The sequence below is a fragment of the Mongoliitalea sp. genome (assembly GCF_054166905.1).
The window spans coordinates 29,393-44,967 of sequence record NZ_JBSZCK010000003.1 but is presented as its reverse complement, the minus strand read 5'-3'; the positions used below and the strand labels follow the sequence as shown (position 1 = coordinate 44,967).

The 15,575-nt window shown below is 40.8% G+C and carries 14 protein-coding genes; 9 read left to right on the top strand and 5 right to left on the bottom strand.

Going from position 1 to position 15,575, the window contains the following annotated elements; translation table 11 throughout:
• Positions 1–17: 17 nt before the first annotated feature.
• The 5 genes from ACXIUD_RS00520 to ACXIUD_RS00500 all read right to left on the bottom strand — a co-directional run bounded on the left by ACXIUD_RS00520 (position 18) and on the right by ACXIUD_RS00500 (position 4,913).
• The gene (locus ACXIUD_RS00520) at positions 18–389 is read right to left on the bottom strand and encodes a hypothetical protein (protein WP_458050688.1); all 372 of its coding nucleotides are present in this window, start codon (positions 387–389) and stop codon (positions 18–20) included.
• Positions 390–508: 119 nt separating this feature from the next.
• Positions 509–2,044, bottom strand: a complete 1,536-nt coding sequence (locus ACXIUD_RS00515) for a sodium:proton antiporter (protein ID WP_458050687.1) — start codon at positions 2,042–2,044, stop codon at positions 509–511.
• A 193-nt stretch (positions 2,045–2,237) separates the two neighbouring features.
• Positions 2,238–3,464, bottom strand: a complete 1,227-nt coding sequence (locus ACXIUD_RS00510; protein WP_458050686.1) for a Glu/Leu/Phe/Val dehydrogenase dimerization domain-containing protein — start codon at positions 3,462–3,464, stop codon at positions 2,238–2,240.
• Between the two features lie 140 nt (positions 3,465–3,604).
• Positions 3,605–3,829 carry a hypothetical protein gene (locus tag ACXIUD_RS00505; protein ID WP_458050685.1) on the bottom strand — a complete coding sequence of 75 codons (225 nt, stop codon included), beginning with the start codon at positions 3,827–3,829 and terminating at the stop codon, positions 3,605–3,607.
• A gap of 22 nt (positions 3,830–3,851) precedes the next feature.
• A complete protein-coding gene (locus ACXIUD_RS00500) occupies positions 3,852–4,913 on the bottom strand; it encodes an anhydro-N-acetylmuramic acid kinase (RefSeq protein ID WP_458050684.1) in 1,062 nt (353 codons plus the stop codon).
• A gap of 109 nt (positions 4,914–5,022) precedes the next feature.
• On the opposite strand from ACXIUD_RS00500, the gene ACXIUD_RS00495 reads away from it, so the two are divergent.
• From ACXIUD_RS00495 to ACXIUD_RS00455, 9 genes are all read left to right on the top strand, one after another.
• The gene (locus tag ACXIUD_RS00495; RefSeq protein WP_458050683.1) at positions 5,023–5,745 is read left to right on the top strand and encodes a type III pantothenate kinase; all 723 of its coding nucleotides are present in this window, start codon (positions 5,023–5,025) and stop codon (positions 5,743–5,745) included.
• Positions 5,732–7,015: a hypothetical protein gene (locus ACXIUD_RS00490; protein WP_458050682.1), complete on the top strand. Its 1,284-nt coding sequence runs from the start codon at positions 5,732–5,734 to the stop codon at positions 7,013–7,015. Before ACXIUD_RS00495 ends, ACXIUD_RS00490 begins: the two co-directional genes overlap by 14 nt.
• A gap of 12 nt (positions 7,016–7,027) precedes the next feature.
• On the top strand, positions 7,028–8,332 hold the full coding sequence (locus tag ACXIUD_RS00485) for a hypothetical protein (RefSeq protein WP_458050681.1): 1,305 nt from the start codon (positions 7,028–7,030) through the stop codon (positions 8,330–8,332).
• 86 nt (positions 8,333–8,418) lie between these two features.
• Positions 8,419–8,964: an LPS export ABC transporter periplasmic protein LptC gene (lptC, locus tag ACXIUD_RS00480; RefSeq protein WP_458050680.1), complete on the top strand. Its 546-nt coding sequence runs from the start codon at positions 8,419–8,421 to the stop codon at positions 8,962–8,964.
• A gap of 4 nt (positions 8,965–8,968) precedes the next feature.
• Positions 8,969–9,184 carry a hypothetical protein gene (locus ACXIUD_RS00475; RefSeq protein ID WP_458050679.1) on the top strand — a complete coding sequence of 72 codons (216 nt, stop codon included), beginning with the start codon at positions 8,969–8,971 and terminating at the stop codon, positions 9,182–9,184.
• Positions 9,184–10,452, top strand: coding sequence for a hemolysin family protein (locus tag ACXIUD_RS00470; RefSeq protein ID WP_458050678.1), 1,269 nt, complete (start codon positions 9,184–9,186; stop codon positions 10,450–10,452). Before ACXIUD_RS00475 ends, ACXIUD_RS00470 begins: the two co-directional genes overlap by 1 nt.
• Positions 10,453–10,546: 94 nt before the next feature.
• Positions 10,547–12,658 carry a SurA N-terminal domain-containing protein gene (locus ACXIUD_RS00465; RefSeq protein ID WP_458050677.1) on the top strand — a complete coding sequence of 704 codons (2,112 nt, stop codon included), beginning with the start codon at positions 10,547–10,549 and terminating at the stop codon, positions 12,656–12,658.
• Between the two features lie 103 nt (positions 12,659–12,761).
• Complete coding sequence (locus ACXIUD_RS00460) at positions 12,762–13,658, top strand: dihydrodipicolinate synthase family protein (protein ID WP_458050676.1); 897 nt, start codon at positions 12,762–12,764, stop codon at positions 13,656–13,658.
• Positions 13,659–14,122: 464 nt separating this feature from the next.
• Entirely contained in the window at positions 14,123–15,571 is a 1,449-nt protein-coding gene (locus tag ACXIUD_RS00455) for an aldehyde dehydrogenase (NADP(+)) (RefSeq protein WP_458050675.1), read from the top strand.
• Positions 15,572–15,575 lie beyond the last annotated feature (4 nt).

The following is a 15,575-nucleotide window of genomic DNA, read 5'->3' as shown; positions in this document are numbered from 1 at the left end:
TTCAAATGCTATGCCGATTATTTTTTCTTTTTCAGTGCTTTCCTGCGAAAGGTGGAGGATTTCCGTTTTCCATTTGTATAAAAGTTATACATGAAGTTGATGGCAAAAACCAAAATGGTCATGGGAATAAAAATGGAAGGAAACATGATACGAACCCCTAAAAGAATGACCATAGAAGCGATGATACCTAGTTTAAATGTAGTATGGGACTCCGGATAAAGCTTGCCTATCAAATAGAGACTCAAGGCTTCGATAAATACTACCAAGATTAACAAGTAGGTGAGCATTTCCCGCATGGTCGTGTCATTGGACCATACCACCCATGCTAGACCTGCGGCTACTAAAATCAAACTTGCGGATTGAATAGATACATTTAAACGTTCTTTCATGGGAGGTTATTTTTAAATCTTAGGTCTGCTCTTTTGCAAATTTTTTGTAATGAACTTATTTTTCAAGGAAGTAATTACCAATTACTTCCTTGAAAATAGTCAATGAAGATTAAATTTTATCACACAAAGGCGAAGAATACCAGCCAAGTGATAATCAATACCGGCAGCAAAATTGGTATAGAGAATCGAATGATATATCCAAAGAAGGAAGGCATCTTAATGCCGCTTTGCTCAGCGATAGATTTCACCATAAAGTTTGGACCATTACCGATGTAAGTCATGGCGCCAAAGAACACAGCAGCAATTGAAATAGCCATTAACTCAAATGAGGAGTCTTCATATCCATCCATGGCAAAAGAGCGAACTTGTTCAATATTGGAAATATCAGCCCCTTGAGATGCCATAGCCGCTGCCAGGAAGTTCAAATAGGTAGGCGCATTATCCAAGAATCCAGATAAAATACCTGTTCCCCAATACAGGGTATTGTGTGTGATTAATGCGGCTCCTTCTGGAGACTTGGCAAAGTTACCTACCAACTCCAATGCAGGCATCATCGTACCGAAGATTCCAACAAATATAAAGGCAACTTCCCGGATGGGTTCAAAGTTGAATTCATTGCCTTTGATAGCTTTTTGATCGGCGAATTTATAGGATAAATAAGCCACTGAAAGCATGATGATTTCTCGGATAAATGAGAATTTTTGTCCATCATAATGTATTGCAGGTACCCAATCCAATACATTTGGATCCAAGAATACAGACAAAATCACAATTAATAGCCATAAGAAATTTTTGGAACCGATAAGGGCAAATTTGTTGGTGTATGTAACTGGTTCTAAATCTTCTTCTCCTGCTTTCCCGAATTTTTTGTCCACGAAATAGAAAATCACGGAAAGTATCGCTAAAGCTAAGACCCAAGGAATGATATTATGCTCTAGAGTCCAAAAGAAAGGTACTCCTTTAAGGAATCCAAGGAATAGTGGAGGATCTCCAATAGGCGTCAAGGATCCACCTACATTACTCACCATAAAGATGAAGAAAATGATATGGTAAGGCTGAATGTTACCACCGTTTAAGCGGATAAATGGCCTGATCAATAGCATAGATGCCCCTGTAGTACCAATCAGGTTTGAAATGATGGCTCCTATAACCAATAAAATTACATTTGCAGCAGGAGTTGCTTTTTTATCAATTTCAATCAAAATTCCCCCCGAGGCAATATACAAAGAAGCCAATAATGCAATGAACTGCACATACTCTGCGAGCGCATGAACTGGGCCATGAGTATTATGCAAAATAAAGAGATAGTAGGCGATAACTACCGTTGCGAGTCCTACAGCTACTTTTGGATAATTATGATGCCAGAAATGCTCATAAAATAAAGGCCCAGTAGCAATCATCAAGAGCAATGCAACGAAAGGAATGACCAACCAAACGGGTGCCGCTGGATGATCACCATGGCTATCATGGCCTTCTTCAGGCGATAGGTTGTGGAACCCTGGAATATTGTATCCGGAGGACTCTTCATCTTGTGCTGACAGGGTATCGGCATCAACTTGTAATTCAGATGTATATTCTTGGGCTACGCTGATTTCAGAAACTGAGAAAAACAATATTCCTGTAAAAAGCGCAAAAAGCAAAATAAAATTCTTCATTCAGTTATAATTAAGCAGTTCTTCTAGGTCAATGGGAAATTTTCAAAAGGTATTGAAAGGTCCAATATACTATTTTTTGGGACTTATTGCTCGCTAAACTACTTAATTTGATTGAAATCCCCTAATAAGAAAGTATCCTCCCGTCGAGAATTAATTTAAAAATAACCCAACGGGAGGATGACTGGTAGAAAACTTATATCAACTCTTTTAAGGCAATTTCAAAAGAAGTTTGGGCGATTCTTGTTTTAGATGCACTTGTGTTGAAAGTGCGTTGCATGGCTTTTTTGATGGTGCTGCTGACATCTTCGAAAATAGCCTGATCTGTTAATTCTGCGTCGTCACTCATCAAATATGCAAAAACACGTGCCATACCACAATTAGCAATAAAGTCAGGAATTACCGCAATCTTCTCATCTGTCCAAACTCCTGTAGGGCCGAAGAAAATCTCAGGATCTGCAAATGGTACATTCGCTCCGCAAGAAATTACTTCTAGGCCTGTTTCTACCATGGTTTCTGCTTGAGCTCGGGTAATTAAGCGCGAGGCTGCTGCTGGAATGAAAATTTCCGCAGGTAGGGACCAGATTTTTTCATTGATCTCATCAAAAGGAATCAAGTTGTCCGCAACTAATGTATTTCCTTTTCTTTGGATAAATAATTCCCGGATTTCATCCAATGAAAAACCATCTTCCTTGATCAAACCTCCAACTCTATCGATTATCCCAACAATTTTAACTCCTTCAACTGCCAAAAAACATGCGGCTGCCGCTCCCACATTCCCCCAACCTTGGATGATGGCACGCTTTCCAGCCAATTGTCCTCCCCAAATTGAGTAATAATGTTTCACAGCCTCTGCCACGCCATAACCGGTGATCATATCAGCCACCGTGTACTTTTTAGGACCATTTGGCGTAAACTGTGGATCTTCCAATACTTTGGAAACCCCTTGTCTCAATTGGCCTATTTTCCTGATTTTTTGAGGTTCGGTAGCATTGAAGTGACCGTTGACAATGCCTTCTTGTGGGTGCCATAAACCATAGGACTCGGTAATGGGAATCACTTCGTGAATTTCATCTACATTCAAATCTCCTCCTGTCCCATAATAATTTTTCAACAAAGGCATCACAGCCTTGTACCAGCGCTTCAATACTTCATCTTTGCGAGGATCATTGGGGTCAAAGTTGATGCCGGATTTAGCCCCACCGATGGCGGGACCAGAAACGGTAAACTTTACTTCCATGGTTTTGGCTAAGGATTCTACTTCGCGCTTATCCAAGCCTTTACGCATGCGCGTACCTCCACCTGCTGCGCCTCCTCGTAGGGAGTTGATGACAACCCATCCTTCGGCTTCTGTCTCGCTATCGCTCCACTCAAATACGATTTCAGGTTGTTTATTCTCGAACTTTTTCAGTAAATCTCTCATGTTATTTGGGTTTAATGGTCGCAAAAATAGAAATATTTGGCGACTTCAGATAAGCCAACGGAAAAAACAGAGAGAGGTTGAAATGCAGTGGTGTAATTTGAGGTGTAGGTTATTTGTAGGTCAAGTTTTATACTTACTTCTCAATTTTTTCTGAATGAATATACATTGAGTCTCATTGAATTCTCATCAGGATTGTCTCGTTGCAGTATATAAAGTTTCCCCTGACTTGTTTGCAGACGAACACCAGAATCATCTTTTAGTTCAAAAACCTCAAAATTGCTTTCTAAATCGGATACTGTCAAAAAAAATCCCTTTAAAATAGTTGCCAAAAACTTTATCTGCTTTGATGATATCATATTTTTCATTGAGATTGTTGATAAAAATTAACTAATAGGGCACCAAAACTCCCCCGCAAGAATCTCTCTCTGCCCCAGTCACAGAGGCTAAAGTGTTTGCCTCATTTCTCAAACGCAACACACCCAAAAAGGCAAATATCAAGGCTTCTTTGAAATGGATAACCTGTTCACCTATTGGGAGAATCTGAGCTTTGTCTGCCAGTAAAGCTTCCAATCGCTCGACAAAATAGGTGTTAAAAGCCCCACCACCGGTTAAAATTACCGTTACTTTCCGCTCTTCGTTTGCTTGGATGCAGGCAGCGATTTGTTGCGCATAATGCTCTACCAGTGTATGCAAGATGTTGGGAATCTTTTCACCCGATTTGATGCATTTAAAAAAAGAGTCCAAATCTTCACGGCCCAATGATTTTGCACCTGTTTTTCTGTAAAAGGGATGTTTGTTCAGTTCTTTTAGCAATTTTGGGAGAAGTTTTCCGGATTTGGCTAATGCTCCGCCAGCGTCGTACGGCAGCTTTTTCTTGTGAGCATAATGATTGAGCAGTAGATTAAAAGGGCAGATGTCAAAGGCAACCCGTCTTCCTTCTTGCTCCATGCTGACATTGGCGATTCCTCCCAAGTTAATGCAGTAATCGTATTCACTGAAAAGCAACTGATCTCCAATAGGTACCAAGGGTGCTCCTTGTCCGCCTAGCTGTACATCCAACATTCGAAAATCATTGATTACCGGTAGTCCACTGGCAACATGAAGAGCCCAAGCGTTGCCTATTTGTACACTGATTCCTTTCTTAGGCTGATGAAAGACGGTATGTCCATGCGATGCCACAGCCTGTGGTTGGATGCCATACTTTTCACAAAATGCTTTGACCTGTTCTCCCATCCATCTGCCAAATTCCACATCCAAAAGAGCTAAATCCAAACCTGATAACTCATGACTTTTCGCCAATTGTTTGCCTAATTTTTTTGGAAAAGGGATGGTTTCAGCATAAGGAATTTCAAAGGTCCAGCTATCCTTTAATTGAAACTTTGTGAAGGCAATGTCCAGTCCGTCTCCTGAAGTGCCGGACATGAGTCCTATCATCTCATAAGTTTGCATAGCAAGCGTGGTTAAAATATGTTAAATCTAGCGATGTAAAGTTAATTTTAATTTAGCCAAAATAAAGGGTTAGTGAATTTATCTACCTTTAAAATCTGTAAGCGCCTGTATGAAGCAACTGATTGTAGACATTGGAAATACCCGTATCAAAGTAGCAAGATTTGAGGGTAGAAATCTATTGGAGGAGGCCGCTGTTTTCAGCTTGGAAGAACTGAAAACGTATGCGGAGGAAGGGCTCATGGATGCTTGTATTGTGTCCTCTGTAAGGTTTGATCAACCGACCTTACAGGAAGCATTGGGGTTTAATTTCCATTATTTGAGCACAAAATCCAAAGTTCCTTTTCGGAATAATTACGGGACTCCTCATTCACTAGGAGTAGATAGAAAAGCGGCTTTGGCAGGCGTAAGGGCCTTTTTTCCTACGGGCCCTGTCTTAGTCATAGATATGGGGAGTTGCATTACTTATGATTTGCTAGATGAAGCCGATACCTTCACAGGAGGAAGTATTAGTCCTGGTCTATCTATGCGCTTTCAGGCCATGCATCAGCAGACAGCTAGATTGCCTTTGACTGCTTTGGAAAAAGAGGAGCATCCCTCATTAGCAGGTACCGATACGGTAACCTGCATGCAGAGTGGTGTATATTATGGTATCCTTTATGAAATGGAAGGATTTATTCGGCAGTATGCTTTGCGCTATTCCGATTTGAAAGTAATTATTTGTGGTGGAGATTCATTTTTTTTTGAAACCTTAACAAAAGACCACATATTTGTAATCCCTAATTTAGTTCTGTATGGACTAAATAGAATTCTGATTGATAATGTCGATTTATAAAAGACTAAGTTTTATCGGTGCCTTGTGCACTTTCTTCATATTTTCTGAGATTCAGGCACAATCCAGTGTTTCCGCATACAGTTCCCTGGGAATTGGTGATTTCAATAATAGTGGCTTAACCCAAAATCAAGCCATGGGAGGTCTAGGTATCAGTTTTGGAACTGGCTGGGGGCTGAATTATATGAACCCGGCTCTTGGAACAAGAAATACTATATTCAATTTTCAGGCTGCATTGAATTACCAACGAGTTGATCTGGCTACTGAAAATGAGCGTGAATTTGTAGATGGTGGGGGGCTATCGTATGTAGGAATGTCATTGCCAATCAAGCCAGGTAAATCCGCATTGGGTCTAGGAATCAATCAAATCACTACTGTCAACTATAATATTATCGTCAATGGTCAGGTAACCAATTCTGATTTGACATCTTTGAATAGGGTTGAAGGGTCAGGTGGTGTTTCGGAAGCATATTTGGCATATAGTATCATGCCAGTAAAAAACCTTTCTCTTGGTGTGCATGGGTCTTACTTATTTGGGTCTACTATTCGAACCAATAATTTATCGCTTTTAAATGAAAATGGAGAGCCAATAGGTAATTCTTCTGAATATTTTGAGCGATTTACAGTAACAGATGTAACGTACAAGCTAGGCGGTCATTATTTTTTCAAAATGGGCGAAAAGTCTAACCTGCATCTAGGTGCCATTTATCAGGCCTTTGGAAATATTAATGGAAGAGAGTTTGCGAAAGTTGCAGATTTTGGCCAAGCTAGCAGGCCGGATACAGATGGGGAAATACTCTCAGATAATATTCGAGGGTCTGTCTATGTACCGCAAAACATTGGTTTTGGTATCACCTACGAGCGAATCAACCGTTTGATTGTCGGCTTGGAAGGTCAGTTTCAAGAGTTTAGCAGATACCGCGATTTCAATGGGAATGAAACAGATTTAGCTGATTCTTACAGGCTTGCTCTAGGTACCCAAATGACTCCCGATTTTGGTTCTATGGATAACTTTCTGAAAAGAATAACATACCGATTTGGAGTAGAATATAAGCAGACCCCTTACGTGGTGGCACAGACCAATATTACGGATATTGGCATTAATTTTGGAGGTACTATACCGATGAACAGTTTGTCTATGATGAATTTCGCAATTCGTCTGGGACAACGGGGTACAACCTCCAATGGATTAATCCGTGAAAATTATGCAGGATTTAGTTTGGGGTTCTCGCTTAACGACAATACTTGGTTCTATAAAAGAGTTTACGACTAAAATTAAACAGATATGAAAGCGAAAAGTGTACTTGCCGGTTTACTGTTCATTGCAACAGTTGGGATGGTCCAAGCGCAACAAGGTTGGAACTGGCCATCAGACGCTGCCATGGAGGCAAAAGCTAGGGAGCTGAATGCTGCCTATGTGGATTACATGAAGTCTGAACAGTTTGTTGAGGCTACAAAGGGGTTGAACTGGCTTTTAGTCAATGTTCCTGATTTGAACGAGTCTATTTATATCAACGGTGCAATTGTGTATAACGGCGCTTCCAATCAGGTGACTGATGAAGCTCAAAAAAGAGTGTATCAGGACTCCGTAATGACAGTTTATGACTTAAGAAAAGAAAAATTCAATAACGAAAGTTCTTGGATTGAAAATAAAGCATATTATGCTTACCAGTACTATCTAAACGATAGAACAAGATTGGGAGATGTAGTAGGCGCTTTTGATAGAGCAGTAGAGGTCAATGGGAAATTAAATACCATTCAGCTAGCAGCTGCGTATTTTAATTCAGTTTATAGACATAATGCCTATAACAAAGCTTTTACAAAAGAAGAGTTATTGGCTCGCTACGAAGCATTGAATGCAATGTTGAATGAAGCGGAAGCAAATGGTTCTGACGTTTCAGCACCAAGAGGTACGTTGGATCAGTTAGTGGTAATTATGGAGTTAATCGACTGTGATTTCATCGAAAACAATTTAGGTCCTAAGCTTGCTGCGAATCCTTCAGACATGGATTTAGCCAATAAAGTATTCCAATATTCTGTACAATATAAGTGTACAAATACTGCGGCATTTAATCAAGCTTTGGATATTGTTGATGAAATGAATCCAAGTTTTGCAACTGCTCAGGTAAGGGCTATGAAAATGATCCAATCAAGAGATTACGAAAAAGCTATTCCAATCTTGGAGAAAGCATTGAGCTTAGCTGAAAAACCTGATCAAAAAGCAGAAATTCTATTCGATATGGCTAAAGCTAAAGGTCAATTAGGAAATAAGTCTGCTGCCAGAGGTCATGCTTTAGAGGCTGCCCGAACAGATGAGTCCAAAGCCAAAGAAGCATATAACTTAGTCGCTCAGTTGATCATGGGTTCTTTCAATGATTGTAGAAGAAACGTATCAAGAGCTGAAGATCAAGCCTTGTTTATCGCCGCATATAACTACTACCAAAGAGCAGGTAACAGTGAGGGAATGAGAGATGCAAGAGCACGCTTCCCATCTAAAGAAGAACTATTTACCGAAGGCAAGCAAGCCGGGCAGACAATTACTGTGGGTTGCTGGGTTGGTGAGACGGTAACTTTAGCTACTAGAGATTAAAAAAATCCACTTGAAATAATAGAAAGGCAGCTCAACGGCTGCCTTTTTTGATGTACTTGAGAAAGCTTTCGTATCTTTGTGAAGTGATGATGATTAACAAGAGATTATATTTGATTCTGTTAGGCTTGGCTTTCCTATGGAGCTCTTGTAAGGATGAAGTAGATCCAGCAATGTTTGAAATCTATACAGGGCCTGTAAGTATTGGTTACGATGTTAATTTGTATCACAGCGACTCAGCAATTGTACGCATTCATTTGAAAGCTAAAAAGCAGTTGGAATTTGATTCCGGAGATTATGAGTTTCCAGAAGGTATTGACATCACTTTCTTTGACGAGGAAGGGGCGGTAACCACCACCATCCGGGCAGATAAGGGATATTATATCCGCAAAGATCATTTATACAGGGGAGAAGGGGATGTCCAAGTAAAAAACTTGGAGAAAGAGCAAAGTCTTGCATCTGAGGAGCTGTTTTGGGATCCCAACGCCAAGAAGATTTATACAGAGAAATTTGTAACAGTGACCGATAAAAAATCAATCATCAAAGGTACAGGCTTGGAAGCTGATGAGGGATTCAATGAATATAAGATTTACAAGCCTTTTGACAGCAGGATGATTATACCGGGAGAAAACTGAGGCTATGAAATTACTTGATTTTATTTTATTATCATTAACCGCTGCCATGGTTATCATTGGTACGCATCTAACCATAACGGTTGGTATCACTACCTCTTATCCTGTATTCATGTTTGCAGTTGCCATGCTTTTTTGGTTTCAGTACCGAAAAAACCATGTCATTAAAGCAGAAGATAATAAACCCCCTGTAAAACCTGCCAAAACAAAGAAGAAAAGGTGATGGAAAGTACCTATTTAGTGTATGTGATTTTTACTTTATTGTTTTCTGCATTGTTTTCAGGCATTGAAATAGCTTTTATCTCTGCAAACAAATTGCAGATAGAATTAGAAAATAAGCAGGGTATTTTATCCGGGAAAATACTTTCCTCCTTTTTACAAAAGCCAGGCCAGTTTATAGGCACTACTTTAATCGGAAATACAGTGGCTTTGGTGCTCTATGGTATTTTTATGGCCTATCTGTTGGAGCCTTGGATTTGGGGTGTGCTTCCGGTAGCGTTTCAAAATCAAGGAACAGTTTTGATTCTCCAAACAATCATTTCCACATTAGTGGTATTGGTGACAGCAGAGTTTATGCCTAAGAGTATTTTTATGTTGAATCCCAATAACATGCTCTCGGTTTTCGCCCTGCCTTTCGCGGTGATCTATTATTTATTTTATCCGGTGGTATGGTTTGTTGTGGGCTTGTCTCGATTTTTTATTACCAAAATTTTACAGCTGGAGTATAGTGAGGATAAACCTGTTTTCAAGGTTACAGATTTGAACAGCTTTATCAAAAACAATCTCATGCATGCCAAAAAGGAGCATAAAGTAGAGATTGATACCAAAATTTTAGATAATGCGGTTGAGTTTAAGACAATTAAGGTCCGTGAGTGTATGGTCCCCCGTACAGATATCGTAGCTGTTGATATAGAAGATACCGTAGAGGAGCTGAAGCAGGTATTTGGAGAAAGTGGGCATTCCAAGATTATCGTGTACCGGGAAAGTATAGATGATGTGATTGGCTATTGCCATCAGCTGGAGCTTTTCAAAAAGCCCAAAAATATAGAAGATATCCTTACACCAATCATCATAGTGCCCGAATCAGCTTTAGCCAATGAGTTGATGATTCAATTCATCAAAGAGCGTAAAAGTTTGGCCTTGGTCGTGGATGAGTTTGGGGGAACCAGCGGCATTGTAAGCATGGAGGATATCATAGAAGAAATATTCGGGGAAATTCAGGATGAGTATGACTCTGACGATTTGATTGAGCAGCAAATCGGGGATCAGGAGTATTTATTCAGTGCTCGTCATGAAATAGATTACCTCAATGAAAAATATGGATGGCAGTTGCCTTATGGTGACTTTGAAACGCTTGCGGGATTTCTGCTCTCCATGACAGAAGATATTCCGCAAAAAGGTCAATCAATTATCTATCAAAATTTTATTTTCACAATCGTTGCAAAGTTGGATCATCGCATAGAAACCGTAAAAATCAAGGTACAATCCTGAGATAATCAGAATAAGTGATTTATTGACAGGCATATTATTTTGAATTTAGCGGTAGATGTAATTATTTTGCGGCACTTCATATAAAACCATAAGAATGGCATTAATTAAAACAATCAGACAGAGAACAGGTCTTGCAATCGGTGTAATTGCAGTGGGTTTAATGTTTTTCATCGTGGGTGGTGATATCTTAAGTCCTAATTCCACTATTTTGGGTGGCAGTGCAAATAAAGTAGGAGAGATTGCAGGTGAGAGTATTTCATACGAAGAGTACGTTCGTAAAATCGATGAAATTAGATTTACTTTTCAGCAAAATACCGGAAGAAATCCTTCCGAAAATGAACTCTTCTCCATCAGAGAGCAAGCTTGGCAGGCACTTATCGTAGATAAAGTGTTTGACAAACAATATGCAGCCTTGGGCTTGACAGTTTCCGATGCGGAACTTGTGGACATGGTACAAGGTAAAAATATTATTGCTGAATTGAGACAGCAGTTGATCAATCCGACTACTGGAGAATTCGATAGAGAGCAATTAATTTCTTTCTTACAGCAATTGGATCAAGCGGGTCCTGAGCAAAGAGCTTTTTGGGCGCAGCAAGAGCAATTGTTTGCTAAGTCTCGTTTACGATTGAAGTATGACAACTTGTTGGCTACTTCTGAGTATGCGACCAAGGCGGAAGGAAGAATGGAACACAAAATGGGCAATACATTCGCAGATGTCGATCACTTGTTTATTCCGTTTTATGCCATTTCGGATACAGCAGTGAAAGTATCTGATGCAGAATTAAAGGCTTATATCTCTAAAAACAAGGAAAAATTCAAAGTATCCAACGCAGTTGATTTGGATTATGTGGCATTTGATATCTTGCCTAGTGGAGAAGACTCATTGGCAGTAATTACTGAGATCAGAGAATTGACAGAGCAGTTAAGAACGAGCACTATGGACTCTGTATTTGCCTTGAGAAATACAGAAGGAGCTAGAGGCTTTACTACTTTGAGACCTGGTGATGATTTACCTGCTACCTTGACTTCCAATGTGGAATCATTCGAAGTGGGAGAAACCTATGGTCCATTCTTAACAAATCGTTCTTCTTACATTACACACAAAATCACCGCTCAATACGATGGCACACCTCGTATGAGAGCAAGACACATTTTGTTTAGCACAGATGGTTTGTCAGAGGATGGTAAAGCTGAGGTTCGTGCAAATGCGCAAAATGTATTGAAGGAAATTCAGGACGGATTGGCTTTTGCTACAGCCGCTGCACAATATGGCCAAGATGGTACTGCACAAAGAGGCGGTGACTTGGGATGGTTTGCTAAGGAAGACTTTGTCTCGGAGTTCGCAGATGTGACCTATGCCGTACGCAGTACTGGTTTGATCAATCGATTGGTCGAAACTGAATATGGTTACCATATCATCGATGTGACTGAACTACCGAAATCTACGCATTACAAGATTGCTACTATAGAATTGGAATTAGGTCCAAGTGATGCTACGCGCAACGAAGCTTTCAGAAAAGCAGATTTGTTTGCTGCTAATTCTTCTAACAGCAAGGCATTCGTAGATAATGCTACGAAAGAAGGCTATAGAGTGGTACAGGCTAATAATGTTGATGCTTTTGCGAGAAACTTAAACAATATGCAGAATGCTCGCGAAATCATCCGCTGGGCATTCAATGATGCTTCTGTAGGGAGAGTTTCTTCTGTATTTGAATTAGATAACTCATACATTGTTGCTTCCTTGAGAGCAAAATATGAAGAAGGTACTGCAAGCTTAGATCAAGTAAGAGCGGAAGTACTGATGCAGGTAAGAAATGAGAAGAAGGCAGAAATGATCGCTTCTAAGTTGGCGGGAAAAACTTCTTTGGAAGAAATGCTTGCAGTATTCCCTGATGCAGGTTCCTTGGATAATACTCCTGACCTTAGATTAAGTTCATCTGTATTACCAGGTATTGGTTTCGCTCCTAAGGCTATTGGTGCTGCATTTGGATTGAAAAACTCAGGTGATATTTCTAAACCTATACATGAAGATGTTGGTGTGATTGTTTTGAAGTTAAATTCCATCACCCCGGCAGCTGAAGTTGCAGACTTTACTTCTTTCCAGCGTCAGCTGGCGCAGAATGCTTCCCAAAGAACAGCCTACATGATTATGATGGCTTTGGAAGACTTAGCGAATGTGAAAGACTACCGATATAAATTCTTCTAATTAGAATTTGTCCCCAATAGAAACCCAGAGATTGATTCTCTGGGTTTTTTGTTTTCGGTACTTTTCCATTTTATATTTGGTTGGACCAATCAATTAAAGCACTATGAATTGGAAAGGAGTATTTCCTGCTGTAACAACCAAATTTCACCAAGATGGAAGTTTGGATATGCCTCTATTTTTTAAAAATATCGATGCTCAGCTTTCGGCTGGTGTGCATGGGATTATTTTGGGAGGTACACTAGGGGAGTCCTCTGTGCTTTCTTTTGAAGAGAAAGTTCAGTTGACCCAAGAAACCGTACAGTACGTTTCCGGTAAAGTTCCTGTGATTTTGAATATCGCAGAAGGAGCAACTAAGGATGCTGTTTTTTGGGCTGAAAAAGCACAGGAATTAGGAGCTGCTGGCTTGATGTTACTCCCGCCAATGCGATATGCCGCTGATCATCGGGAAGTGGTGACCTATTTTAAGGCAGTAGCTGATAGCAGTGATTTGCCAATCATGATTTATAATAATCCTGTTGATTATAAGACCTTGGTCACTATAGCCATGTTTGAAGAGTTGGCAGAGGTCAGTTCTATTCAGGCAATCAAAGAGTCCACGCGCGATATATCTAATGTAACCCGCATGCGCAATCGCTTTGGAGATCGTTTTAAGCTCCTCTGCGGGGTAGATACCCTAGCTATGGAGGAATTAGTCATGGGAGCAGATGGATGGGTAGCAGGGCTAGTCTGTGCATTTCCAAAGGAGACCGTTGCTATTTTCAATTTAATTCAGGAAGGAAAGTATGCAGAAGCATTGGAAATCTATCGTTGGTTTCTGCCCTTGTTAGAATTAGATATTCATCCTAAACTAGTTCAATACATCAAACTCGCTGAACAAATGACAGGCATAGGTTCAGAATGGGTCCGTGCCCCTCGCTTAACCTTGGTCGGAGAAGAACGCATGCGAGTGGAGCATGTGGTGAAGAGGGGAATGGAGAATAGACCGGTTTTGGTGAGTTGAACCAAGTACTAGGTACCAAGTACCAAGTAGGATTTTAGGTAGAAGACACAAGAAACAAGAATCAAGAGACAAGACTTGAGGCGTGTATAGAACTCGTGTTTCCCACACCATTCGGTCTTCGGTTAATAACCTGTGAACCTATTTCATGAGGGGACAACGAAACCGTGGACAGTGGACTCCCTAACACTAATCACTTTATCAACTAATAACTAAAATGTACCAAGTACCAAGTACCATGTACCAAGAACCAAGTAGGGATTCTGGTAACAGAAGCGAAATACTAGAAACGGGACCATAGACTCAAAGTGCGTTGATAACCAGAGGTTTTCTTTTAAATCGGAACATCCTTCACTGTTCACTGCTCACTCGTGCCGTGGACAGTTGACAGTCGACTGTGGACCCCTCAACAGCAATAACTCAATTTACCAATCACTTAATTAACTAATCACTAATTACCAGTACTTATGACCAATTTCGACAACATCTTCACTTCCTCCCAGCAAGCGTATTTGCAATACAAACAACTGGATTTTCAAGAGCGAGCGAATTTTTTAGAGTCTATAGCGAAGGGTTTGGAAGCTAGGAAAGGAGAGATTATAGCCATTGCTTGTCAGGAATCTAATTTGCCAGAAGGTAGGATTACAGGTGAATTGGGTCGTACTGCTGGACAGATAAGATTGTTTGCCAAACTCCTAGAGGAGGGTTCTTGGGTAGAAGCAGTTATTGACCAAGGAGATCCTCATCGCACTCCTGCTCCTAAACCGGATATTCGACGAATGCTGACTGCTTTGGGACCGATAGTAGTTTTTGGAGCCAGTAATTTTCCCTTAGCATTTTCGACCGCAGGAGGAGATACTATTTCTGCTTTGGCAGCTGGTTGTTCGGTTGTCTACAAAGGACATCCAGCCCATCCCCAGACATCGCTATTGGTAGCAACAATTATCCAAGATGCTATCCGAACTAGTGGAATGCCTGAGGGAGTATTTATCCATGTGGAAGGAGGAATTGAAACAGGACAGGCATTGGTCAGTCACCTCATAACCAAGGCAGTAGCATTCACGGGGTCTTTTGCAGGTGGTAAAGCTATTTTTGATGCTGCCCATCAACGGGAAGAACCCATTCCTGTTTTTGCGGAGATGGGCTCTGTCAATCCGATTTTTGTATTTGAACAAAAGCTTCAAGAAGAATCCCACTCTCTAGCCAAACAGTTCGTGGGTTCCTTGACCTTGGGTGCCGGACAGTTTTGCACCAACCCTGGGTTGCTATTTGTGCCAAAGGCGCATGCAGCATCCTTTGGAGCGGCGATTCAGCAAGAACTCAGGGACGTCGCCGCAGCGCCGATGTTGCATGAAGGAATAGCTTCTGCCTATTACAACTCCTTGGAGCAATTAGCAAAGCAGGAGCAATTTCAGTGGTTAAAAGTTGCCACCCAACAAGATTTGATTACTGCTTATCCAGCAATGGCTCAAATTGAGGTGAACAACTGGTTGAAAGACCCCTTATTTCAGCAAGAGGTATTTGGTTGTTTTGCTATGATGGTGGTTTATGATTCGGTGGAGGATTTAGTTGCGGCGGCTAAACATCTGCATGGTCAACTGACCATCAGCATTTGGGCAGAGGAAGAGGAATTGAATCTACATCAATCTATCATCCAACTCTTGAGCGAAAAATGTGGTCGACTCTTGTTTAAAGGGGTACCCACAGGTGTTGAGGTCGGGTATGCGATGCAACACGGGGGTCCATTTCCTGCAACCACCGATAGCCGGTCTACCTCAGTCGGAGCTTATGCAATCAAACGATTTGCCCGTCCCATTGCCTATCAGGATATGCCAGCAGAGCTCCTTCCTTTGGCTTTAAAAGATGAAAATCCCTTGGGTATTTGGAGAATGGTCAATGGAGTGTTTGTCAAATGATTTT